This is a genomic window from Streptomyces morookaense (assembly GCF_013030945.1).
GTDB classification, from domain to species: domain Bacteria; phylum Actinomycetota; class Actinomycetes; order Streptomycetales; family Streptomycetaceae; genus Streptomyces; species Streptomyces morookaensis.
In genome coordinates this window covers 50,174-73,271 of the sequence record NZ_JABBXF010000037.1, presented here as the reverse complement: position 1 = coordinate 73,271, position 23,098 = coordinate 50,174, and the positions used below count along the sequence as shown (strand labels likewise).

Here is a 23,098-nt window from a genome sequence, read left to right as displayed (position 1 = left end):
CGGCAGCGCAAATCTCGATTACCGAACCACAGGAATGAGGATTTCTGCTGTCGGAGTGCAGCGTTCCGCCTCGGTCGGTGGACGAGCTCCTGCACGGGCTGGCCAGCCCACTGTGGTCGGCGTCCAGGCCGTAGTCCCACGTTCAGCGTGGTGACGTCCACCACCGCGTCCGTCCCTCGGCAGGTCCCGCGGCGGACCGGCCATCAACGTCCACCTGGCCGTGAAGCAAACGTAGTTCAGCACCACCGCCGCGACGCGGAGCGATCGGCTCGTTGGACGATGATGCTGTACCAGTCCGCATCCGCTTCGTAGCTGTCACCCACGACAGACAGCCCGCTCTGCTCCATCCGATCGACGAGTTCATCATGACGGAACGGCTGGAAAGTAATTTCGTGGCGTCGGGAGACCACCGCATCCCCCTCGAATACGAGAATCACGATCTCGGCCACATGTGGCGCGCCCCACGTCTCCGGGATGCTCCATAGGTAAATCCCCAGCCCCTGGCGCTCGCCGTGTCTCTGCAGCTGCGAAGGAACTGCAAGACGTTGTCTCTCCGCGTGGAGCTTCTCCCAGTTCCTCGACGTCACAAGCAGTTTGCCGCGCTCGGCGAGCACGTCACGCAGGCCTCTGAGGCTGGAGATCATCTCCTGCTCGTCGGCAGCGTGCACGATGGAGTTGCCGGTGCAGAGCACGAGATCGAAACGCGTTTGCCACGTCTGAGGGAGTTCTCGCCAGCATGCCACCTCGGTGGGTACGTTCAAGCCCGCGTCAGCCACCCTTCGTCGGCACTGCTCCACCATGCCAGGGCTCGCGTCCGAAGCGGCCACTGTGAACCCAGTGCGCGCCAGAGCGACAACCTCCACGCCGACCCCGCACGCAGCGTCCAGAATGCTGCTTCCCGCAGGGAATTCGGCGAGGACGGCCGCATTTTGCTGGAGGAAGGCATCTCCGGTCATCCACTGCGGCGTGAGCAGCCACGAATAGTCCTCTGCGAGACCGATGTCAGCGCCTCGCCCGGCATACATGTCGTGGGGCGAAACCATGGATGCAGCCCTCCCTCTGCCCGCAGTCGGTGGCGGTGGCGGTCATCATCGCCCGGTCGGGCAAGCAACGACCAGCGGTTTAATGGCCTCCCCGCCAGCCTCAATCGAAGGCTGCCCCGGGGCCCTTCCCGCCTGGCCTGGTCGCTCACCGACTCCTCATGCCGGAAGGTGCACGCGCGACGTACGGTTGGTTGGCTGGTAACGAAGTCCTAGGTGCAGGAACGGCCATGACAGAGAGCATCGGAGACCGGATCGGCAGAGTGCGCCGGCGCAGGGGCATGACCCAAGAGCAACTCGCCGAGGCATCCGGGGTATCGGTGGCGACGATCCGGAAGCTGGAGCGCAACGACCGCGACAGCGCCCGCATGAGCACCCTGCGTCAACTTGCCCAGGCATTGGGGGTACGGACGACGGACTTGATGCAGACCGGTCCGATCGCACCGCCGGTTGCCCCCGAAACCGACCCTGCTGGGATCCTGGCAGTCCGGCGGGTCATCACACCCGCCCGAGGCCTGGGCCGAGTTGTACTGGCTGATGACACCGCCGAGGCCCCGACCCTCACGGGCCTGCGGGCGTCGCTGCGTGAGGGCAACCGCCTCTATCAGGGCGACAATTACGCAGCCACCGTCGCAGCCCTGCCCAGTCTCCTGACCGAAGCCGCCCAGCTCGCTGATCTCTCTGACGGAGATGCCTGGTTGGCGGCATTGAAGGTGCAGGCGCAGGCGTATCAGCTGGCGGGTTCCACGCTGATCCACCTGCGGCACGACGACCTCGCCTACCAGGCGCTGAGCCGAGCCATCGACCTGGCCGAGCAGAGCGGCAACCAGATCCTCGCCGCCTCGGCAGTGGTTTCGCTGTGCTGGCTCCTGCTTCGGCAGCGCCGCTTCGACGAGGCCGAGCAGGTCGCCGTCGCCACGGCGGACGAGATCGAACCGTCCTTCCGCCACTCCACCGCCGGCCACCTCGGCACGTGGGGCTGGCTTCTGCTGCGGGCGTCGGCAGCGGCCGTCCGCAACAATCGCAGCCCGGAGGCCGCCGATTTGACCCGGCAAGCCAAAGCCGCCGCCGTCCTGGTCGGCCGGGACGTCATCGACTACCACGAGTACTGGACGACCTTCGGCCCCACAACTGTGGCCATGAAGGAGGTCGAGAACGCCATGATCCAGCGCGAGTTCGGCAAAGCCCTCGCGCTTTCCGCCCAGGTCGTCATGCCGAGACGTTCGACCTCCAACAACCGCAACCGCCACCTGCTCGACCTGGCTGCCGCCCACTCCGAGCAGCGCGATTATGCGCAGGCCGTCGAGATTCTGACCGGCATCAAACGCGCCGCCCCTGAATGGCTGCGCTACCAGCGCTACGCGCGCGACATCACGGTCACCCTGGTGGCACGCCGCAAGCGCGACCTGTCTCCGCAGCTGGTCCAACTCGCGGACTTTCTCTCGGTGGAGGTCTGACCGGCAGGCTGAGACAGCCTGTATCACCTCCGCCTTCGGTCGTCGACGGACTGACCCTGTACGGTCCTGGGCTGCCCCGGCCCGGGCCGACACGATCTCGGCACCGGAACGCACACGGACCGACATAGGTCCGTTTGTGCTCCGGTGCCTCACCCCTATCGAGATCGGATGAAGGATGCCCAAGTCCGCGAAGCGCGCCGCCGTCGGCGCACCCCTGGCTCTCCCGACCGAGTGGCTGCACCACGCAGCACACGACCCGCAGCTGACCCTGGACCTGTGGGCCGCGGGCCGGACCGCACCACTCGTGGCCGGGCGCCAGTGGGACCTGGTGCGGATCGACTTCACTCTGGCGACCGCCGTCATCACCGAGCTCAAGGCCCGCGACCGGCACGTCGGTCCGTACGTGATGGGCGGCGCCGAGCACTTGATGTGGTGGCTGCTACCCCTCGGCGCCGGGCGCCGCCTCGCCGGGACGCCTGAGGTGACCGTCTACCCCACCGGCGCCGAACTGTTCGTCCCACCGCCCGGCAAGTATCAAGGGGAACGGGTGTGGGTCTTCCCTGAAGCGGACGACGATGCACCGGCATCCGCCCTCACCTCTCCCGGCGACTTCCGTGAGGCACTCGTCGCCGCCGCACGACAGCTGAACCGTCCGCGCGGCGCCACGGCGGGGCTCTGACGTCAAACGTGCCGTCCCGCAGGCCACTTGCGGGGCGGCACGCCTGAGCAGATCAAGCCGCCGTATCAGGCCGTCTTCGCCGCCGCAGCAGCCAGCTTCTCCCCCGCCTTGGACAACGCCTTCGTGAACGCCCCCAGGCCCCGGTCCCCGCGGTCCGAGTAGTTGTTGAGCACCGTCGTGATCGCGCCGTGGCTGCGGATCGTCCCCATGTCGAAGTCCATTTGCATGTCACCCTGGACGATCTTGACGGTGTAGCGGAGGGACTCGTCGCCGTACTTCGGCTGCTCCGCGGTCTTCTTGACCGTCACCGTGGCCTTTTTGCCGCCCTGCTTACCGGTGAAGGTTCCGCACTGCTCGACGGCCGCGCGCAGTCCGGCCATGGCCTTCTCCGCCTGGGCGCGCGGATAGCCGCTGACGTCCTGCGCCACCGTGGTCTGGTCGCCCGTCTTGGTGAAGACCTCCTGGGCGTTGGCCTTGTAGTCCGCCTCCAGTCGCCCGCTGTTGAGGACGGCGGTGACCGGTGCACACAGCGGCTTCACGCCCGTCACCATGTCGTCGTCGGCGCCCTGCGACTTGTCCATGCCCGTGTTCGCCTCCAGCTTCCAGCCGGCCGGCAGGTCTCCCAGTGCGACAAGAGCCTGTTGGGCCTGCTCTGCGGTGAGGGACTCCGGAGTGGACGGAGTGGACGCGGCGCCTGTGCACCCTTGTCGTCCTTCTTGCCGGCGGAGGCGGAGCCCCCGTCGCAGGCGGACGGCAACCACTGTCCCGTCCGTATCAAGGACGCTCGCCACCCGCCCTCACAACAACCCCAGCACCATCAGCACCTCGTCCCGCGTATCCCCTTCCCCCTCCCCCAGCCGCAGCGCCCCCGGCCACCGGCCGACCTCGCGCCAGCCCAGCCGTTCGTAGAAGCGCTCCAGCCCCTCGCCTCCCCGGGCCGCGAGGTGGAGTTGCTCAAGTCCCAGCTGGTCACGCGCAATCCGACGCGCCTCGCGCACCAGCGCCGAGCCGATGCCCCGCCCGCGGAACGCGGGGTGGGTCTGCAGGTGGTTGATCGTCGCCCAGTGCCCGACCAGCCTGCCCGGGTCGCGGTTGAGCACCACCCACCCCGCGAGCGCACCGCCCGCCCGCGCCATCACGAGCCGGCTCCGCTCCGGGGCGAGGCCGGCTACAAGTCGGTCCACCACCGGCGCCACGTCGGCGACGTCCACCGGCGGGAACGGGAATCCGGCGGCGCCGCCCGCATTGGTGACGGCCACCCAGCAGTCGGTCAACTCGGCCCGGAGCTCCGGGGCGACGGTACGGGCATCGGTGGCCTCGACGAAGTCGGGACGGCGTTCGGACAGCATGGCGCGAGCCTGCCACAGGGGTACGACAATGCCGCCGCCCCGCCTTTACCACTCCACCCCACCCCCTCGCCCTGTAGAGATCAGAACTCGACAACGGGTGCGCTACTCCGGCCAACAGCCGTGCATCACCTACCACACCCGATCACCCGGTGCCATGATCACGTCATGAATCGACCCGAACACGGTATGGAGCCGCTTCACCCCACCGACGCCGCCGCGCTTCCCGGAGCCGTGGCCGATCCGGTGGCGCGGATGATGCAGCTCACCAGTGGCGCCTGGATCGCCCAGGCGCTCAGCGCGGCGGCGACGCTCGGGGTCGCCGATGAAATGGCCGCCGGGCCGCGGCCGGTGAGCGAGATCGCCAAGGCGGTCGGCGCGGACGAGACCAACCTCTACCGGCTGCTGCGCGCGCTCGCGGACGCGCAGGTCTTCGAGGAGATACCGGACCGCCGCTTCGCCCTCACCCCCGTCGGCGAGCTGCTGCGCGAGGACATCCACGGCTCCATGCGCGGCTGGGCGCACAAGTTCGCCCGGCCCTATCACCGTGCCGCCTGGGGGCAGTTGCTGGAGGTGCTGCGCACCGGGCGGTCCGGGTTCGACCTCGCCCACGGGATGAGCGGGTTCGAGTATCTCAGCCGGAACCCCGACGACGCCGAGTCGCTCGACGCCGAGATGACCTCCATCGCGACCCGGCTCACCGCCCCCATCGTGCAGCGCTACGACTTCGGCCGCTTCGGCACGGTCGTCGACTGCGGCGGCGGGCGCGGCGCGCTGCTCGCGGCCATCCTGTCGGCCAACCCCCGGGTGCGCGGGGTGCTGTACGACCTGCCGCACGTCGTCGAGCGCGCCGGGCAGCCCCTGGTGGAGGCCGGCGTGCTCGACCGCTGCGAGCTGGTCGGCGGCAGCTTCCTCGACTCCGTACCGGCCGGCGGCGACGCCTACCTCTTCTCCCAGGTCATTCACAACTGGGACGACACGGACGTGGTCCGTATTCTCTCCAACTGCCGTGCGCAGATGCGGTCCGAGGACAGCCGGGTGCTGTTTGCCGAGTACCTGATCCCCGACGATCCGCGACAGCCGTCGCTGTCCAAGCTCATCGACCTCGAGATGATGGTCATTTGCGAGCCCGGGGCGCAGCACCGCACGCGGGAGGACTTCCGTCGCCTCTTCCGGCGTGCGGGCCTGCGGCTGGTCGGGGTGACGGACGGGCCCGGGTCGCTGGGGCTGGTCGAGGCGGCGCTCGCCTGACAGCAGCCGCTGGCATAAAGCCCCGCTCCGGCGCGTCGGCCGGAGCGGGGCTTTATGCGGAGCGTCGGAAACGGTCAGCCCTTACGGGACTTGACCTCGTCCGTCAGCTGCGGGACGACCTCGAAGAGGTCGCCGACGACGCCGTAGTCGACCAGCTCGAAGATCGGCGCCTCGGCGTCCTTGTTGATGGCGACGATGGTCTTCGAGGTCTGCATGCCGGCCCGGTGCTGGATCGCGCCGGAGATGCCCGCCGCGATGTACAGCTGCGGCGACACCGACTTGCCGGTCTGGCCGACCTGGTTGGTGTGCGGGTACCAGCCGGCGTCCACCGCGGCACGCGAGGCGCCGACGGCCGCGCCGAGCGAGTCGGCGAGGGCCTCGATGAGCGGGAAGTTCTCGGCGCCGTTGACGCCGCGGCCGCCGGAGACCACGATCGCGGCCTCGGTCAGCTCGGGGCGGCCGGTCGACTCGCGCGGGGTGCGGGCGACGACCTTGGTGCCGGTGGTCTTCTCGCCGAAGGCGACGGCCAGCGGCTCGACCGTACCGGCGGCCGGGGCGGCCTCCGGGGCGGCGGAGTTGGGCTTGACGGTGATGACCGGAGTGCCCTTGGTGACGCGGGACTTGGTGGTGTACGAGGCCGCGAAGACGGACTGCACGGCCACCGGGCCCTCGGCGCCGGCCTCCAGGTCGACGGCGTCGGTGATGATGCCGGAGCCGATGCGGACGGCGAGGCGGGCCGCGATCTCCTTGCCCTCGGCGGAGGACGGGACGAGCACGGCGGCCGGGGAGACGGCCTCGTACGCGGCCTGGAGCGCGTCCACCTTCGGGACGACCAGGTAGTCGGCGAACTCGGGCGCGTCGGCGGTCAGGACCTTGACCGCGCCGTACTCGGCCAGCGTCGCGGCGGTGGCGTCCGCGCCGGCACCGAGGGCCACGGCGACGGGCTCGCCGATGCGGCGGGCGAGGGTGAGCAGTTCGAGGGTGGGCTTGCGGACGGCGCCGTCCACGTGGTCGACGTAGACGAGGACTTCAGCCATGGTGTTGCTCTCCTGCGGGAAGTATGAGGGCGGTGGGAGGAGTTACCGGGCTCAGATGAACTTCTGGCCCGCGAGGAACTCGGCGAGCTGCTTGCCGCCCTCGCCCTCGTCCTTGACGATCGTGCCGGCCGTGCGGGCCGGACGCTCGGTGGCCTCGTCGACCGTGGTCCACGCGCCGTCCAGGCCGACCTCGTCCGCGTCGATGCCGAGGTCGGAGAGGTCCAGGGACTCCACCGGCTTCTTCTTGGCGGCCATGATGCCCTTGAAGGAGGGGTAACGGGCCTCGCCGGACTGGTCGGTGACGGACACGACGGCCGGGAGGGACGCCTCCAGCTGCTCGCTCGCGGCGTCGCCGTCACGGCGGCCGGTCACCTTGCCGTCCTCGACGGCGACCTCGGAGAGCAGGGTGACCTGCGGGACGCCCAGGCGCTCGGCGAGCATCGCCGGGAGCACGCCCATGCCGCCGTCGGTGGAGGCCATGCCGCAGATGACCAGGTCGTAGCCGACGTGCTCGACGGCCTTGGCCAGCACCAGCGAGGTGCCCAGCGCGTCGGTGCCGTGCAGGTCGTCGTCCTCGACGTGGACGGCCTTGTCGGCACCCATGGACAGGGCCTTGCGCAGGGCGTCCTTGGCGTCCTCGGGGCCGATCGTCAGAACGGTGATCTCCGCGTCGTCCGCCTCCTCGGAGATCTGCAGCGCCTGCTCGACCGCGTACTCGTCGAGCTCCGAGAGCAGGCCGTCCACGTCGTCGCGGTCGACGGTCAGGTCCTCGGCGAAGTGCCGGTCGCCGGTGGCGTCGGGCACGTACTTCACACAGACAACGATCCTCAAGCTCACGCCGGCTCTCCTACTGCATCGTCTCTATCAAGCTGCCTTGGCAGGCAGCATAGGCGCCTTGTGGGGCGGATTCCGGGCCGGTGCGGTCATCGTCACGATCACCGCCCCGACCGGAATGTTACTCGTCAGTACATCGAGCGTTCCGGCCGAACGCAAGGGAGGGCGGCTGTGATCTGCCCAACGCGCGCGACAGGGACGTCTCAGTCCCGCAGACCGTTGAAGCGTCCCTGGTGGTAGAGGAGCGGACGGCCGTCTCCGGTGGGGTCCCCGGCGACCGCCTCGGCGAGCACGACCCGGTGGTCCCCGGCGGGCACCCGGGCCACCACCCGGCACACCATCCAGGCCAGTACGCCCTCCAGCAGCGGGACCCCGTGCGGACCGCTGCGCCAGCGGGTGGGCGGGGCGAAACGGTCGGCGCCGCTGCGGGCGAAGGTGGCCGCCAACTCGCTCTGGTGCTCGCCGAGTATGTGCACCCCCACGTGCTCCGCGTCGGCGATGACCGGCCAGCTGGACGAGCCGGTGCCCACGCCGAAGGAGACCAGCGGCGGCTCGGCGGCCACCGAGGTGAGCGAAGTGGCGGTGAAACCGGCGGGGCGCGGACCGTGCGCGGTGATCACGGCGACGCCGGCCGCGTGCCGGCGGAAGACCGAGCGCAGCAGGTCGGGGGCGGGCCGCTGGGCGCCCAGTTCGGGCGAGGCCGTCATCAAGCCGTCCTTTGGCCGAGGGAGCTGTGGGAGCTGGGGGAGCCGGGGGAGCTGTCGGAGGGGAGGACCGCCGCGCCGAGCGCGGCGATCACATCGGCCTTGCGGGGCAGACCGGTTGCCCGTCGCACCACCCGGCCGCCGGCGTCCAGCACCAACACGGTCGGCGTCGCGCCGATCCGCAGGGAACGGACCAGTTCCAGCCGCGCTTCCGCGTCGATCTCGTGGTGCACGACGCCGTCCACCATGTCCGCCACGTCCGCGAGCACCCGCCTGGTCGCCCGGCAGGGCTGGCAGAAGGCCGTGGAGAACTGCACGAGCGTGGCCCGTTCCCCCAGCTCCGCGCCGATCTCGGCAGCGCTCAGGCGCTCCTCGCTCCGGTGCCCCTCCACCCTCGTCCCTCCCTGGACCCCTCGGGTCCGTCCCGTGTCCGGTCCCTTGCCATCCTGCAGCACCGGAGGCGCCGGAGAAATTTCCCGAAAGCGACCGGGGGTGTAGCTTCCCGCACATCCGCACAAGCCGACGTGATGAGGATCTCCCGGCCCCGGGGGCGTCCTGGCTGGCCCGCAGGCCGGGCATTCAGGCACGATCTGGCGAAAGCCGGAACCCTACGGCCGCGTAACTTCAAAACTTCAGCCGGGAGCACCCTCCCCTGGCCCGGAAGGATCTTCCCGATATGGCAGAGCTCGTCTATCCCCCGGTGATCGGCGCCGCCCGCACCATGTTCAAGGCGCTGGACCTGCGCTTCGACATCAAGGGGACCGAGCACATCCCGCAGCGCGGCGGGGCGGTTCTGGTGAGCAACCACATCGGATACCTGGACTTCGTCTTCTGCGGCCTCGCCGCGCGCCCGGCCAAACGGCTTGTGCGCTTCATGGCGAAGGAATCGGTCTTCCGGCACAAGGTCTCCGGGCCTCTGATGCGGGCGATGAAGCACATCCCCGTCGACCGGGCCGCCGGCCTGGACGCGTACAAGCACGCGCTCGCCTCGCTGCGCGCGGGCGAAATCATCGGCGTCTTCCCGGAGGCGACGATCTCCCAGTCGTTCACACTGAAGAACTTCAAGTCCGGCGCGGCCCGGCTGGCCCAGGAGGCCGGGGTGCCGCTGCTGCCGATGGCTCTGTGGGGCACGCAGCGCCTGTGGACCAAGGGCCACAAGCGCGACTTCGGCCGCAACCACATCCCGGTGACGATACGGGTGGGCGAGCCGCTCACCGCCGATCCGGCGGAGCCGGCGGAGACCGTCACCGAGCGGCTGCGGGGGCGGGTGCAGGAGCTGCTGGAGGCGGCGCAGCGGGCCTATCCGGTGCGGCCGCGGGATGCCGGCGACACGTGGTGGGTTCCCGCCCACCTGGGCGGGACGGCGCCGGTGGCTGCGCGGGCCGAGGGGTGCCGTTGAGTGTGACGGTGCGGGTCGTTTCGGGCTGAGCGCGCCGTTCCCCGCGCCCCTTCGGGGCGCGGGGAACGGCAGCTGTCAGGCCTTCGCCATTTCTTCCTTCAACGCCGCCACGAACGCGTCCACGTCCGCCTCGGTCGTGTCGAAGGCGCACATCCAGCGGACGTCGCCCGCCGCCTCGTCCCAGAAGTAGAAGCGGTAGCGCTTCTGCAGCCGCTCGCTCACATCGTGCGGGAGCCGGGCGAAGACGGCGTTGGACTGCACCGGGTGCAGGATCTCGACGCCGTCGACGGACCGGACGCCCTCGGCGAGCCGTGCCGCCATCGCGTTGGCGTGCGTGGCGCTGCGCAGCCACAGATCGCCGGCCAGCAGGGCCTCGAACTGCACCGAGACGAAGCGCATCTTCGAGGCGAGCTGCATCGACAGCTTGCGCAGGTGCTTCATCGCCCGTACCGCATCGGGGTTCAGGACGACCACGCACTCGCCGAAGACCAGGCCGTTCTTGGTACCGCCCAGGGACAGCAGGTCCACCCCGGCGTCGGTGGTGAACGCCCGCAGGGGCAGGCCCAGCGTGGCCGCGGCGTTGGCCAGCCGGGAGCCGTCGAGGTGGACCTTCATACCGCGCTCGTGGGCGTGGTCGCAGATCTCCCGGATCTCTTCGGGCGTGTAGCAGGTGCCCAGTTCGGTGGTCTGGGTGATCGAGACGATCTGCGGCTGGGCCCGGTGCTCGTCGTCCCAGCCGTAGGCCTCGCGGTCGATCAGCGCGGGGGTGAGCTTGCCGTGCTCGGTCGGGATGGTCAACAGCTTGAGGCCGCCGACGCGTTCGGGCGCGCCGCACTCGTCGACGTTGATGTGCGCGGTGGAGGCGCAGATGACCGCGCCCCACCGCTCCGTCGCCGCCTGGAGGGCGACGACGTTGGCTCCGGTGCCGTTGAAGACCGGGAACGCCTCGGCCGCCGGGCCGAAGTGACGGTGCATCACCTCCTGGAGGTGCGCCGTGTAGACGTCCTCCCCGTACGCGACCTGGTGACCGCCGTTGGCCAGGGCCAGTGCCGCGAGCACCTCGGGGTGCGCGCCCGCGTAGTTGTCGCTCGCGAAACCCCGCAGCGCGGGATCGTGGTGGCGTATGGCGTCGGTCGTCGAAGAGGTGTCGTTCACTGTTGCGGAGTCAGCCACAGACGGGTTCCGTTCACTTCCTGTGCGGGCTTGTCCCAGACGCCGACGATGGCCTGGGCCAGGTCCTTGACGTCCGTGAAGCCGGCGAATTTCGCGTTCGGGCGCTCGGCGCGCATGGCGTCGTGCACCAGTGCCTTGACGATGAGGATCGCGGCGGCGGCCGGCGGGGCACCGTCGCCCCCCGCCTTGCGGAAGGAGTCGGCGAGCGCGAGCGTCCATGCCTCGGCGGCGGCCTTGGAGGCGGCGTACGCGGCGTTGCCCGCGGTGGGCTTGCTCGCACCGGCGGCGCTGATCAGCAGGTAGCGGCCGCGGCCGCTGCGGGCCAGCGGCGCCTCGAAGGCCAGCGAGGTGTGCTGGACGGTGCGGATGAGCAGCTTCTCCAGCAGGGCCCAGTCGTCGAGGTCGGTCTCGGCGAAGGTGGCCGAGCCGCGCCAGCCTCCCACCAGGTGGACGAGGCCGTCGACGCGGCCGAACTCCTTCTCGGTGCGGTCCGCCCAGGCGCGGGCCGCGTCGAGGTCGAGCAGGTCCACGGTGTCACCGGTGACGGTGGCCCCGCCGTGCGCGTACCGGGCGGCGTCCACGGCCTCGGCCAGGCGGGCCGCGTCCGCATCGGCGGCGACCACGGTCGCCCCGGCCTCGGCCAGACGCAGGAGCGTCGCCCGGCCCGCGGGCCCGGCCGCTCCCGCCACCGCCACGACCGCACCGGCCAGCGGACCATTGCCGTTCGTCGGAGTGCTCATGATCGTCGCCTCTTTCTCGCTGCTGCTCACGCGGCGACCCGCTCGCCGCTGTCCGCCGTGATCCCCTTCGTGGAGGCGATCACGCCGCGCAGCTTCTTGGCAAGGGCCTCGTAGAACATGCTGAGCGGGAATTCGTCCGGCAGCACGTCGTCGACGAGCTTGCGCGGCGGCTGGGTCAGGTCCAGGGCGTCGGGGCCCTTGGCCCATACGGAGCCCGGGTGCGGGGCCAGGTAGGACGAGACGAGCTCGTAGGCGGCGAACCAGTGCACGAGCTTGGGACGGTCGATGCCGTCCCGGTAGAGCTTCTCGATCTCTCCGCACAGCTGGTTGGTCACCTGCGGGGCGCGGCCCCAGTCGATGTGCAGGGTGTTGTCCGTCCAGCGTACGACGTCGTGCCGGTGCAGGTAGGCGAAGAGCAGCTGGCCGCCGAGGCCGTCGTAGTTGCGCACGCGCTCGCCGGTGACCGGGAAGCGGAACATCCGGTCGAAGAGCACGGCGTACTGCACGTCGCGGCCCTGGGCGTAGCCGTCGGCCTCCAGTTTCACGGCCTCCTTGAAGGCGGTGAGATCGCAGCGCAGCTCCTCCAGGCCGTACATCCAGAACGGCTGCCGCTGCTTGATCATGAAGGGGTCGAAGGGCAGGTCGCCGTGGCTGTGGGTGCGGTCGTGGACCATGTCCCACAGGACGAACGCCTGCTGGCAGCGCTGCTGGTCGCCGACCATGCGGGCGATGTCCTCGGGGAGTTCGAGGCCGAGGATCTCGACCGCCGCCTCGGTGACCCGGCGGAAGCGGGCCGCCTCGCGGTCGCAGAAGATGCCGCCCCAGGTGAAGCGGTCGGGGGCCTCGCGGACGGCGATGGTCTCCGGGAAGAGCACCGCGGAGTTGGTGTCGTAGCCGGAGGTGAAGTCCTCGAAGGTGATGCCGAGGAAGAGCGGGTTGTCGTAGCGGGTGCGCTCCAGCTCGGCGAGCCACTCCGGCCAGACCACGCGGAGCACGACGGCTTCGAGGTTGCGGTCGGGGTTGCCGTTCTGGGTGTACATCGGGAAGACAACCAGGTGCTGCAGCCCGTCGGCGCGCTGTGCGGCGGGCCGGAAGGCCAGCAGCGAGTCCAGGAAGTCCGGGACGCCGAAGCCGCCGTCGGCCCAGCGTCGCAGGTCGGCGACGAGGGCCGTGTGGTACGCGGCGTCGTGCGCCACCAGGGGCGAGAGCTGCTCGACCGCGGCCACGACCTTGTCGAGCTCGGCACGGACCTCCTCGCCCGGCGGTGCGTCCTCCGCGGCGAAGTCGATGGAACCGTCCGCGGACTGCCAGGGCCGGATTCGTTCGACGGCGGCCTTGAGGACACCCCAGGCGGGGTGATCGATCACGCGCTCGTCGGTCGATATGCCGGTCCTCGACACCGTCGACGCAAGAATTTCCGTCATCACTACCCCTCCTCAGGAGAACCTCGCGTTAAGACACCGTATCCATGCGAGCTTCTCCGGCTCAAGGGATGTATCGACAAATTATCCTGCCAGGCCCCCGCCTGACCACCGTTTTTCCTGTGCGGTTCTCTCGTGTGAGGGATCAGGAGCGGAAATCGGTCTCTCCTGCCACTCTGACATCTGTAGCCGTTCCAGGCTCGTTCCGGCCACCGATCGGGGTGGGAGCCCGGGATTCCGCCGGGGAGGGACCGCTACAGGAAGGACCGTTGCCTCAGGCCAGTTCCTTGACCAGCAGCTCGAACTCCAGGTCGGCGCGCTGCGGGATGCCGAACCGCTCGTCGCCGTACGGGAACGGGCTCATCCGCCCGGTCCGCCGGTAGCCGCGCCGCTCGTACCAGGCGATCAGTTCCGCGCGCTGCCGGATGACGGTCATATGCATCTCGCGCACGCCCCACTCGTCGCGTGCGACGCGCTCCGCCTCCGCCATCACGGCCTTGCCCAGGCCGCCGCCCTGGGCGGTCGGGCGGACCGCGAACATCCCGAAGTAGGCGTGGCTGCCGCGGTGTTCGATGTGGCAGCAGGCGATCGGCTCGCCCTCGCGCTCGGCCACCAGGAGCTGGCTCTCGGCGTGCGTCACCACGGCCAGCACGCCCGCGGGGTCGGTGCGCTGCCCCTCCAGCAGGTCCGCCTCGGTGGTCCACCCGGCACGGCTGTCGTCGCCGCGGTACGCCGACTCGATCAGCGCGACGAGGACCGGTACGTCACCGGCGGTCGCGGGGCGGAAGACAAGATCGGCGGTACGGGCGGCGGTCTCCATGGATGACGTGATCCTCTCCGTGCACTTTCGGGCGTATGTACGACCCTAACGGAGCAGTTGTGCGTACAGTCGCCGCATGGTGCACGTACTGAGCAGCAGGATCCTGCTGCGGCCGGTCGACCCGGACCGGTCGCGGGAGTTCTACGGCACGGCGCTGGGGCTCGCGGTCTACCGCGAGTTCGGCACGGGGCCCGAGCGGGGCACGGTCTACTTCCTGGGCGGCGGCTTCCTGGAGGTCTCGGGACGCGCGGAGCACCCGCCGGGGCCCGGGCTGGAGCTGTGGTTCCAGGTGGCGGACGCGGCCCAGGCGTACCGGGAGTTCCTGCGGTGCGGGGTGCAGGTGCTGGAGCCGCCGGAGACCAAGCCGTGGGGGCTGGTGGAGATGTGGATCGCGGACCCGGACGGGGTGCGCATCGCGGTGGTGGAGGTGCCGGAGGGGCATCCGTTGCGGTACCGACCGGGGATGTAGCGGGGGATACAGCCAGGGATATAGGGGACCTGCGCGGCCTGGCGCGCATTCCCGGCGCGCCTCCCGAGCGCGCCCCTGCGCGCGGGCGCATGTTCGCGCCGGGAATGCGCTCTCGCCGTGCGCCTGTGCGCTCCCGTGTGCCGCTGTCGCGGTGGGCAGCCTCCCGGGGGTGGATGTGCGTTCGGGTTCGGGGAGGTGCGCTGTGCACGGACCGCCGTTGGTCGGGTGGCTGCTCGTCGTGCTGTGCACGGCCACGGGCGCGTACTGCCTGCACGGGATGCGGGCCGGCGCCGCGGGGGAGCGCCGGGCCGCGGGGAGTGACGCCCTGATGGGCCTCGGCATGGCGGCCATGGCACTGCCGGCCGGGATGCCGGCGGCCACGCCGTGGGGGGCGGTGCTGTTCGCCGTGGTGTTCGGGGCCGCGGGGGTACGGGCGCTGATCACGGCCCGGCGGCGGGCGGAGGCGCACCAACTGCACCATGCGGTAGGGGCGTTCGCGATGGTCTACATGGCGCTCGCGATGGCGGGTGCGCCGTCCGACGGCCGCATGGAACACACGGAACACATGGAACACGGTGGGGCGATGCACGGACCGGCGGGCACTCCGCTGCTGACCGGGCTGCTGCTGGTGTACTTCGCCGTCTATGCGGTACGGGCCACGGCGCGCATCGTCCCCGTGCCGGCGGCCGTCGCCGCGGGCGACGGCTCGTGGAGGTGCGGCGCGGCGCGGGGGCCGGGGCGGCCGGGGCGGCGCGAACTCACCACGGCGTGCCGGTTGTCCATGGCGATAGGCATGCTGGCGATGCTGCTCACCCTCTGATGCCTCCGCTCCCTCCCGCTCCTTCCGGGTTCCCGTGGTCTGCGTCACTTCGCCTGCGGAGCCGTACCCCTGGACAGGCGTGCGCTCATAGGCTGACGCCATGATGGTCACGCTCGCGTTGCTGGTCCTCGGCGGACTGGCGGCGGCCGTGGCGCCACGCGTGCTGACCCGCGCCGACTGGCCCGTCCGGGAGCCGGTCGTCGCCCTGTGGGTGTGGCAGTGCGTGGTGGCGGCCGTGCTGCTGTGCTGTGTTCTCGCCATGTCGCTGAGCGCCGCCGAGGCCTGGGAGGCCGTCCGCGGCAACGTCTTCGCGCCCGCCCCGCACGGGGTGGTGGAGGCCTATGCCCTCGGCGCCCACAGCGCATGGGCGGCGCCGCTGGCCATCACCCTCGCCTCGGGCGCCGTGTGGACGGCGGCGATGCTGACCCGCGAGGTTCGGGGGGCGCGGGCACGCCGCCGGCGCCGCCGTGCCGAACTGCGCGTCCGCTCCCCCCGGCTGCCCGGTGAGGTGCCCGGCACGGAGCGGCTCGTGGTGCTGGAGGGCGACCGGCCCGACGCGTGGCTGCTGCGCGGCGGCCCCGCGCCGCAGTTGGTGATCACCACGGGTGCGCTGCGCCGGCTGAAGGGGACGCAGCTCGATGCGGTGCTGGCCCACGAACAGGGCCACGCCCGGGCCCGGCACGACTGGCTGCTGCACTGCTCGTCGGCGCTGGCCCACGGCTTCCCGCAGGTGCCGGTCTTCGCCGCCTTCCGCGACCAGGTGCACCACCTGGTCGAGCTCGCGGCGGACGACTGCGCCTCGCGCCGCTTCGGGCGGCTGACCACCGCGCTCGCCCTGGTCGAACTCAACGAGGACCGCGGGGTGTTCGGCCCCTGCCCGGCCGGGGCCTCGCACCTGCCGGGCCGCGTGGACCGGTTGCTGGCCCCCACGCCCCGGCTCACCGCGGCACACCGGCTGCGGCTGACGGCCGCGGCGGCCCTGGTGCCGTTCGTCCCGGTGCTGGTGACGTTCGTCCCGGGCCTCAGCGCCCTGCGCTAGGCGCTCCGCCGGAAGTCCGCTGCGCCAGGTGAATCCCATCGGAGTGCGCGAGGCCCGCGTGTGCCCCACCCACCAAGTGGCATCGTGTCCGCCATGAGCAACCTCGACCTCCAGCCCGCCCCCACGCAGTGCGGCGGCCGCCAGGACATCACGGCGCAACCGGTGCGCGAGCTGCTGCCCGCGAAGAACGTGCCGCTCGGCGAGAGCACGATCGTGCGCCGCCTGCTGCCCGGCATCGGCCGCCGGATGATCGGTGCCTGGTGCTTCGTCGACCACTACGGCCCGGACGACATCGCCGACGAGCCCGGCATGCAGGTCGCTCCGCACCCGCACATGGGGCTGCAGACCGTCAGCTGGCTGCACGCCGGCGAGGTCCTGCACCGCGACAGCCTCGGCAGCCTGCAGACGCTGCGCCCGGGGCAGTTGGGGCTGATGACCTCGGGGCGCGCCATCGCCCACGCCGAGGAGTCCCCGCGCGAGCACGCTCCCGTGCTGCACGGCGCGCAGCTGTGGGTGGCCCTGCCCGACGCCCACCGGCACACGGACCCGGCGTGGGAACACCATGCGGAACTGCCGCGCGTGACGGGCGGCGGCATCGACGCCACCGTCATCATGGGCGAACTCGACGGCACGCACTCCCCCGCCACCGCCTTCAGCCCCCTCGTCGGCGCCGACATCACCCTGCCCGCAGGCTCCTCGGCCCGCCTGCCGGTACAGCCGGACTTCGAGTACGCGGCCCTGACCATGTCCGGCGAGGCCGAGGTCGACGGCGTACGCCTGCCCCCCGGCTCCCTCCTCTACCTGGGCTGCGGCCGCCGCGAACTGCCGCTGCGCGCCGACGTGGACAGCGCGTTCATGCTGCTGGGCGGCGAGCCGTTCGAGGAACGGATCGTGATGTGGTGGAACTTCGTGGGGCGCAGCCATGAGGAGATCGCGCAGGCTCGGGAGGACTGGACGACGGGGTCCCGGTTCGGGGAGGTGCGGGGGTACGACGGCCCCGCACTGAAGGCGCCGGCGCTCCCGCCGGTCGCGCTCAAGCCGCGGGGAAGGGTGCGCTGAGCCCCGCCCACACACCCGCCCCCGGCCCCCGGCCCCCGGCCCCCGCCCAAGTGGCCAGTTCCCCCCAACCGTTCACACACCCCCCTTGTCGCACAGGTGTCCGTTTGCCAGGATGCGGTCACATGTGTGCCCACGACCGCTCCGAGTCGATCGCCCCGTATGTCCGGTGACTTCGAGGCTCACGCACAAGCCGCCGGTGTGATCCTCCTGTGGGTCGCCGTGCTGGTGCGGGCCCGTGGGGCCCTGCGATGTGCGGCGCAGCGGGCGCTCTGGCTCGCCGTCGGGACCGCGGCGCTTGCCATGACGTTGAATCTGCCCTTCGTGACGCGGACGGCGGCCGAAGTGTTCGGGCGGAGTGCCGAGTTGACCGTGGCCAGGAATCTGGTCGGCGTGGTCTCGGCCGGTGCCGTGCTGCATTTTCTGCTCGCCACCGCGGGGGTGCGGCGGGTGCCGCGGGTGCTCGTCCCGGCTGTCGGTCTCACCATCGTCTTGCTGGTGGTTCTCGACCGCTGCGCCGGGTCCGCGCCCTCCGCCGCGTACCGGGTCATCGTCATCTGCGTTCACATCGTGGTGAACACGCTCTGCGTGCTCGTGTGCTGGCATCACGGGCGGCGTACCGGGAACCCGTCCCTCGCCGCCGGGCTCCGGCTGTTCGGGCTCGGGACCGCGTTCGCCTGGGTGTACTGGGCGGGGCAGGGCGTCCGGCTCGCCGTCGGGGATGCAACCGCCCTTCCGCACCTCACCGTTGCCCTCACCCTGCACGCGCTGTTGCGGGCCGCGGCGATCCTCGTGCCGGTTTTCGCGGCCGCCCGCCGGCTGGCGTCCGATGCCCGTACCGCCTGGCGGCTGTGGCCGCTGTGGTACGACCTGATGGTCGCCGTGCCGCAGGTGGCGCTGACCGCGCCGCGGGGCAGGGTCGCCGAGCTCCTGCGGCCGCTCGTGCCCCGGAATCTGCTCGTGTACCGGAAGGTCATCGAGACCCGGGACGCCATCATCGCCCTGCAGGGCCACATACCGGCCGGGGCCGCCGGGCTCGCCCGGCAGTACGTCGCCGGCCGCAGTGTGCCGCCGCACCGGGCCGCGGCGGCCGAGCTCGCGTGTGTGGTCGCCGCGGCCCGGGCGGCCAGGCTCGCCGGCCGCCCGGAGCAGGTGGCGGATTTCGGTCACCCCGGGCCGGCCGGCGGCGGGCTCGATGCCGAGAAGGCCTTCCTCGTCGACATGGCCGCCGCCTGGCCGGGCATCGCCCGGGACTTCGCCGAAGGGTGATGCCTGCGTCAGCGGCAGTCGCGGACCGGGTTGTCGTGCGTCAGCGCGCATCCGATCCGGTCGCCCCGCTCCTTGCCGTAGCGCTCCGCCAAGAGGCCGCGGAAGTCCGCCCATTGGCGCCGCGTGTCCGCGACGGCCCCTTGGACCGCCCGGTCGAAGTTGCCCGCGACCTTCCCCCGGGGCGTGGTCGGGCCACTGGTGGTGCCGGTCGCCGGGTCGATCAGCCCGGTGTCCTTGTTGAGGGCGGCGTGGTCCACCCGGCTCGAACAGCCGCCCAGGAGCGAGAAGCAGCCGGTGGTGAGGTCCTCGGGGATCGCACCGGGCGACGGCGGCTTCCCCTCCGAGAGCTGCAACAGCGGGGACGGGGCCGCACGTTGCAGGCCGGGCGGGTTGTCCTTGCCGGTGGGACGGTCCGGGTCGGCCCGGTCGGTCCAGTTGCTGTGCGAGTAGAAGTCCTGCACCCCGTGCAGCGCGCGCCCGAAGCCCTCGATGGCATTGCACTTGCCGCGCCCGGGGATGCCGAGCGTGAAGACGCAGTCCTTGCCGAGGTCGACTTCGGCGGGTGCCACGGTGCCGTCGCCGCCGAGCACGCCGGAGGCGGTGTCCGCGCCCCTTCCGAAGCGCCGTTGCAGGTGCGTCACGCACGATATGAGCTGGCTCGACGCCTGCTCCCGGCTGGTGGGATAGCCGGGCCGGGCGAGGTGGTCGGCGTTGTCGCAGTGTGCGGCGGAGACGGTGATCTCGTCGGAGTCCGGGGAGCCCACTGCCCCGAACGTGCCGGTGTGTCCGGCGACTTGGTCCAGGGACCGCGGTTCGAAGCAGGATCCGTCCGAGGCCCGGCCCGGCGGGCAGGCCAGTGCGGCGCGGGTGATGCGCTCGTGCTCGGCATGCTGCCCCAGCGAGTTGATCGTGCCGAAGGCCGCCGCCGGTCGGGCCTGCCAGCCGAGCAGCACGGCCGCCGCCAGGGGAACCGCCCCCAGTGACAGCATGCCCCGGCGGACCGCTCTTGCCTTCTTCCCCATGCTTCGACTCCTCTTGTCGTCTATTCCGTCCGTGAGAAGGCCCTGCTGGCGGCCGCCACCACGACCGCGCAGAACGCCGCCACCAGTGCCACCGACAGCAGCGGCGGGACCGCGTGCCCGCCCCACCTGACGGGGTCGAAGAGGCGGCTGCCCGCCGGTGCGTCGTAGTGGGAGAGCACTGAGCGGCGCATCGCGTCGACGGCGTACGTCAGCGGGTTGACGACGGTGACGGCCGCCATCCACGCGGGCATCGCGCTCACCGGAAACATCAGCCCGGAGAGGAAGACCAGCGGTGCCGTCAGCACCGTGAGGACCGTGTGGAAGGTCCGTACGCGGCGGGTCCGCACCGCGACCACCGCGCCCATGACCGTCATCGCCAGTGAGGCAAGGACGAGTTCGGCGAGCAGTTCCGCGAACATCCCGAGCCGGTACGGAATCCCGGTCAGCCCCGCGCTGGCCAGCACCACTCCCCCCTGGCAGGCCGCCACGGTCGCGCCGCCCAGGCACTTGCCGACGAGCAGGGTGCTGCGGCGGACCGGCGCCACCAGCATCTCCCGCAGGAATCCGCTCTCCCGGTCCCACACGATCGAGGCGCCGACGGAGATCGCGGGCGCCTGGGCCGCCATCACCAGCACGCCCGGGAAGAGGAACACCATGTAGTCGGAGGACGAGCCGGGTCCGGAGAACATCCGGGACAGGCCGATCCCGAGGATGTAGAGGAAGAGCAGCGGCTGGAGGAGGGAGACGGCCATCCCCGTCCGGTTCCGCAGGAAGTGGATCATCTCGCGGCGCCACACCATGACGCCGGCGCGCCATTCGGCGGCGAACCGGCCCGGTTCCGGCGCGGCGGACGGTGCCGGGCCCACGGACGTCGCCGTCATGACAGGCCCCCCGCCCCGGTCCGGTCGTCGCGGATGTCCCGCCCCGTGAAGTGCAGGAAGACGTCGTCGAGGCTGGGCCTGCTGACCACGACCTCGTAGACGGCGACGTCGAGTCCGGCGCACACCGCCGGGACGAGCCGGGCGCCGTCGGCCACCCGTACCGTGATCCCGTCGTCCGCCACGGCCGGTTCGAGCCCGAACCGTGCGCGCAGGAGCGCGGCGGCGGCCTCGTCGTCATCCGTGCGCAGCTGCACCCGGTCGGAGCCGATGACGGCCTTCAGGGCGTCCGGGCTGCCCTCGGCGACGATCCGGCCCTCGTCGATGATGGCGATCCGGTCGCACTGTTCGGCCTCGTCCAGGTAGTGCGTGGTGAGGAAGACGGTGGTGCCCTCGCGGCGGCGGATCTCGGCCAGGTGCGTCCACACCTGGGCCCGGGTCTGCGGGTCGAGGCCGATGGTCGGTTCGTCGAGGAAGAGCAGGCGGGGACGGTGCATCAGGCCGCGGGCTATTTCGAGGCGGCGCTGCATACCGCCGGAGAACGTGCGCACCAGGGAGTTCCGGCGTTCTCGCAGCCCGACCAGGCCGAGCATGGCGTCGATCCGCCCGCCGAGGCCTGCGGCCGGCAGCGCGTACAGGTCGGCGTGGAAGCGCAGGTTCTCCTCGGCCGTCAACTCCGGGTCCAGGGTGGTCTCCTGGAAGACCAGGCCGAGGCTGCGCCGCACCTGCCGGGGTGCGGTGCGGGTGTCGTGGCCGGCGATCTCGATACTGCCCGCGGACGGTGCCGCGAGGGTGCACAGCATGCGGATGGTGGTGGTCTTGCCCGCCCCGTTCGGTCCGAGGAAGGCGAAGGTCTCCCCTTGTGCGACGGTCAGGTCGATGCCGCGGACGGCTTCGCGCCCCCCGTACGACTTGACCACGCCCCGCATGCGCACGGCCGGGGGGTCGGCGTGCGCGGCCGGTGCCGCGCCGGCCGCCGCGGGGCGGCGTGCCGCCCGCTGTCCTGCTCCGAACATCGTTCCTCCCGTTGCCGTACCCGGTCACCGGTCAGCCGCTGCGGCGGAGCCCGTCCCTCCAGTTCTCCGGGACGACGAAGCCGAAGCTCCAGCGGTGCCGGTCGGTCGGGTTGGCGATGCAGTGCCACAGCAGCTGTTCCGGGTCCTGGGAGACCTTGAAGAACCGCACGGTCCGGGGGCGTTCGCGCAGGGTGACGAGTTCCTGGGTGCGCGGGTGGAGGTAGCGGAAGAAGGAGGTCCGCCCGTCGTCGTCGAAGGGGCGGTCGAAGTCGACGACGTACATGCGCCAGCCCGGGTCGTCCTCGTTGGTGTGCCACAGCCGGTAGCTGTCCGGCGGGTACCACAGGGATCCGGAGCAGCGGACCTCGCCGCCGAAGACGTTCTCCAGGGCGGCCACCACCCGGCTCTTGGCCGCGAAGTACTCCTCGTAGCCGTCGTGTTCGACATGCTCGTCGAGGTTGATCAGATGGAAGTCGCGGCGGGGTGCGCCCGGTGTGCCGGGGTCGCGCCAGCCGTCCGCGGCGAGCTTGCGGTGCCAGGCCCGGTAGCCGGGGTCGGCGGGGTTGCGGGAGGTGGAGTCCAGGTCGTCGGCGCGGAAGGCGGCGGCGAACCGGGCCAGGTCCACGCCGGGCGGCATGGTCTTCAGGCGGGGCAGTTCGTCCAGCACGGGCGCGAAGCCGGGGAGTTCGGCGAGCTCGTACTCGTAGTGGGCGACGGTCGTCGGCCCCGTCGCGGCCGGGCCGGCCGGCAGCCGGGGGCCGGGGCCGTCGAAGGCCCTCGCCTTCTCCAGGAACTCGGCCACGGTGAAGCCGTAGCCGTGCCGGCGCCCGATGGCGACGACTTCCTCGACGGCCGTGACGGCCTTGAACTCGTCGCGGAACAGGTCGGGTTCGAGGGTGTCCCGGAGGAATTCCTCACAGGTCTTGAGCGGCATGCCGGTTCGGCTCCTTCACGGTTCGGGGTGCGGCAGCGGTTCGAGGAGCAGGGCGGAGGGCACCCGGTCGGGGGCGGCGAGGCGCAGGAGGTGCATCCCGAATCCGGAGATGCCGAGCATGAGGCCCGGGAAGAAGTCGGCGCTGTGCTCCGCCGTGCCGCTCTCGGCGTCCTCGAAGCTCCGCCAGAGCGCCTGGACCTGGACGTTCGCCTCCAGCTGGAAGGCGGGCTCCGCACGCAGCGCGGCGAAGCGGAGCAGGAGTTCGGCGTTGCCGGAGGTGCCGTGGCACAGGGTGTGGTTCTTCAGCCGGGGGAAGTTGCGCAGGGTCGCGCTCAGGGCGCGGTGGGCGTCGAGCAGCAGGTCGTCGTCGGTCTTCCCCAGGGCGGCCCAGCTGGTGATGCGGGCGAGGCCGATGCCGGCGGCGCCGTTGCACCAGGCGTTGGCGAAGTGCCGTGCGCCCTTGACGGCGGCCCCGTTGTCGGTGCGCAGGTCGTACCAGTCGTGTTCGGCGGTGTCGAAGTGCCGGTTCTCGTAGGCGAAGGCCTTGCGGCCGGCGGCCACGTACTCCGGGTGCCCGGTCGCCACGCCCAGGTGGACGAGCGCCCAGCCGATGCCGCCGGCGCCGTGCGAGAACCCGGTGAGGTCGGCGTAGGCCTCGTCGGGCGAGAAGGGCGGCCAGCTCAGCGCTCACACA

25 protein-coding genes are annotated in these 23,098 nt (G+C 71.3%); 9 read left to right on the top strand and 16 right to left on the bottom strand.

All coding sequences use genetic code 11. The features are described from left to right. Positions 1–236: 236 nt before the first annotated feature. A complete protein-coding gene (locus HG542_RS17525) occupies positions 237–1,043 on the bottom strand; it encodes a class I SAM-dependent methyltransferase (RefSeq protein WP_171082484.1) in 807 nt (268 codons plus the stop codon). A gap of 227 nt (positions 1,044–1,270) precedes the next feature. Here HG542_RS17525 and HG542_RS17520 point away from each other — a divergent pair, with 227 nt between their 5' ends. Next, the gene (locus HG542_RS17520) at positions 1,271–2,497 is read left to right on the top strand and encodes a helix-turn-helix domain-containing protein (protein ID WP_171082482.1); all 1,227 of its coding nucleotides are present in this window, start codon (positions 1,271–1,273) and stop codon (positions 2,495–2,497) included. Between the two features lie 175 nt (positions 2,498–2,672). Continuing rightward, entirely contained in the window at positions 2,673–3,176 is a 504-nt protein-coding gene (locus HG542_RS17515) for a hypothetical protein (protein ID WP_171082480.1), read from the top strand. 65 nt (positions 3,177–3,241) lie between these two features. Here HG542_RS17515 and HG542_RS17510 read toward each other — a convergent pair whose 3' ends face one another. Both HG542_RS17510 and HG542_RS17505 read right to left on the bottom strand, forming a co-directional pair. Further along, positions 3,242–3,757, bottom strand: a complete 516-nt coding sequence (locus HG542_RS17510; RefSeq protein WP_171082478.1) for a hypothetical protein — start codon at positions 3,755–3,757, stop codon at positions 3,242–3,244. A gap of 216 nt (positions 3,758–3,973) precedes the next feature. After that, positions 3,974–4,525 (bottom strand): GNAT family N-acetyltransferase, encoded by a 552-nt coding sequence (locus tag HG542_RS17505; RefSeq protein ID WP_171082476.1) that lies wholly within the window; start codon positions 4,523–4,525, stop codon positions 3,974–3,976. 165 nt (positions 4,526–4,690) lie between these two features. On the opposite strand from HG542_RS17505, the gene HG542_RS17500 reads away from it, so the two are divergent. Further along, complete coding sequence (locus tag HG542_RS17500) at positions 4,691–5,773, top strand: methyltransferase (protein WP_171082474.1); 1,083 nt, start codon at positions 4,691–4,693, stop codon at positions 5,771–5,773. Positions 5,774–5,847: 74 nt separating this feature from the next. Here HG542_RS17500 and HG542_RS17495 read toward each other — a convergent pair whose 3' ends face one another. From HG542_RS17495 to HG542_RS17480, 4 genes are all read right to left on the bottom strand, one after another. Next, positions 5,848–6,810, bottom strand: a complete 963-nt coding sequence (locus HG542_RS17495; RefSeq protein WP_171082473.1) for an electron transfer flavoprotein subunit alpha/FixB family protein — start codon at positions 6,808–6,810, stop codon at positions 5,848–5,850. A gap of 51 nt (positions 6,811–6,861) precedes the next feature. Next, positions 6,862–7,647, bottom strand: a complete 786-nt coding sequence (locus HG542_RS17490; protein ID WP_171082471.1) for an electron transfer flavoprotein subunit beta/FixA family protein — start codon at positions 7,645–7,647, stop codon at positions 6,862–6,864. 200 nt (positions 7,648–7,847) lie between these two features. Then, entirely contained in the window at positions 7,848–8,351 is a 504-nt protein-coding gene (locus HG542_RS17485; RefSeq protein ID WP_171082469.1) for a flavin reductase family protein, read from the bottom strand. Then, positions 8,351–8,740: a TlpA family protein disulfide reductase gene (locus HG542_RS17480; protein WP_171082467.1), complete on the bottom strand. Its 390-nt coding sequence runs from the start codon at positions 8,738–8,740 to the stop codon at positions 8,351–8,353. Before HG542_RS17480 ends, HG542_RS17485 begins: the two co-directional genes overlap by 1 nt. Before the next feature lie 284 nt (positions 8,741–9,024). On the opposite strand from HG542_RS17480, the gene HG542_RS17475 reads away from it, so the two are divergent. After that, positions 9,025–9,747, top strand: a complete 723-nt coding sequence (locus HG542_RS17475) for a lysophospholipid acyltransferase family protein (RefSeq protein ID WP_171082465.1) — start codon at positions 9,025–9,027, stop codon at positions 9,745–9,747. Positions 9,748–9,822: 75 nt separating this feature from the next. Here the strand turns inward: HG542_RS17475 and HG542_RS17470 are convergent, their stop codons facing one another. The 4 genes from HG542_RS17470 to HG542_RS17455 all read right to left on the bottom strand — a co-directional run bounded on the left by HG542_RS17470 (position 9,823) and on the right by HG542_RS17455 (position 13,901). Further along, on the bottom strand, positions 9,823–10,920 hold the full coding sequence (locus HG542_RS17470) for a threonine aldolase family protein (protein WP_171082463.1): 1,098 nt from the start codon (positions 10,918–10,920) through the stop codon (positions 9,823–9,825). After that, positions 10,899–11,660 (bottom strand): SDR family NAD(P)-dependent oxidoreductase, encoded by a 762-nt coding sequence (locus HG542_RS17465; protein WP_171082461.1) that lies wholly within the window; start codon positions 11,658–11,660, stop codon positions 10,899–10,901. Before HG542_RS17465 ends, HG542_RS17470 begins: the two co-directional genes overlap by 22 nt. 26 nt (positions 11,661–11,686) lie before the next feature. Next, positions 11,687–13,084 (bottom strand): DUF6421 family protein, encoded by a 1,398-nt coding sequence (locus HG542_RS17460; RefSeq protein WP_171082459.1) that lies wholly within the window; start codon positions 13,082–13,084, stop codon positions 11,687–11,689. Positions 13,085–13,355: 271 nt separating this feature from the next. Further along, entirely contained in the window at positions 13,356–13,901 is a 546-nt protein-coding gene (locus tag HG542_RS17455) for a GNAT family N-acetyltransferase (RefSeq protein WP_171082457.1), read from the bottom strand. Positions 13,902–13,977: 76 nt separating this feature from the next. On the opposite strand from HG542_RS17455, the gene HG542_RS17450 reads away from it, so the two are divergent. From HG542_RS17450 to HG542_RS17430, 5 genes are all read left to right on the top strand, one after another. Further along, positions 13,978–14,370, top strand: coding sequence for a VOC family protein (locus HG542_RS17450; protein ID WP_171082455.1), 393 nt, complete (start codon positions 13,978–13,980; stop codon positions 14,368–14,370). A gap of 202 nt (positions 14,371–14,572) precedes the next feature. Continuing rightward, a complete protein-coding gene (locus tag HG542_RS17445; RefSeq protein ID WP_171082453.1) occupies positions 14,573–15,190 on the top strand; it encodes a DUF5134 domain-containing protein in 618 nt (205 codons plus the stop codon). 100 nt (positions 15,191–15,290) lie between these two features. Beyond that, on the top strand, positions 15,291–16,229 hold the full coding sequence (locus tag HG542_RS17440; protein WP_171082452.1) for a M56 family metallopeptidase: 939 nt from the start codon (positions 15,291–15,293) through the stop codon (positions 16,227–16,229). A 93-nt stretch (positions 16,230–16,322) separates the two neighbouring features. Next, entirely contained in the window at positions 16,323–17,288 is a 966-nt protein-coding gene (locus tag HG542_RS17435) for a pirin family protein (RefSeq protein ID WP_171082449.1), read from the top strand. A gap of 159 nt (positions 17,289–17,447) precedes the next feature. Further along, positions 17,448–18,554: an MAB_1171c family putative transporter gene (locus HG542_RS17430; RefSeq protein ID WP_171082447.1), complete on the top strand. Its 1,107-nt coding sequence runs from the start codon at positions 17,448–17,450 to the stop codon at positions 18,552–18,554. Between the two features lie 8 nt (positions 18,555–18,562). On the opposite strand, the gene HG542_RS17425 is transcribed toward HG542_RS17430, so the two are convergent. The 5 genes from HG542_RS17425 to HG542_RS17405 are packed head-to-tail and all read right to left on the bottom strand — an operon-like array spanning position 18,563 to position 23,088. Next, positions 18,563–19,576, bottom strand: a complete 1,014-nt coding sequence (locus HG542_RS17425; protein ID WP_229922433.1) for a CinY protein — start codon at positions 19,574–19,576, stop codon at positions 18,563–18,565. Between the two features lie 20 nt (positions 19,577–19,596). Continuing rightward, a complete protein-coding gene (locus tag HG542_RS17420; RefSeq protein ID WP_171082445.1) occupies positions 19,597–20,457 on the bottom strand; it encodes an ABC transporter permease in 861 nt (286 codons plus the stop codon). Continuing rightward, the gene (locus HG542_RS17415) at positions 20,454–21,470 is read right to left on the bottom strand and encodes an ABC transporter ATP-binding protein (protein ID WP_171082443.1); all 1,017 of its coding nucleotides are present in this window, start codon (positions 21,468–21,470) and stop codon (positions 20,454–20,456) included. The genes HG542_RS17420 and HG542_RS17415 overlap by 4 nt, the downstream gene beginning before the upstream one ends. A 31-nt stretch (positions 21,471–21,501) precedes the next feature. After that, a complete protein-coding gene (locus tag HG542_RS17410; RefSeq protein WP_171082441.1) occupies positions 21,502–22,404 on the bottom strand; it encodes a Nif11-like leader peptide family natural product precursor in 903 nt (300 codons plus the stop codon). Between the two features lie 15 nt (positions 22,405–22,419). Continuing rightward, complete coding sequence (locus HG542_RS17405; RefSeq protein WP_171082581.1) at positions 22,420–23,088, bottom strand: lanthionine synthetase LanC family protein; 669 nt, start codon at positions 23,086–23,088, stop codon at positions 22,420–22,422. Positions 23,089–23,098 lie beyond the last annotated feature (10 nt).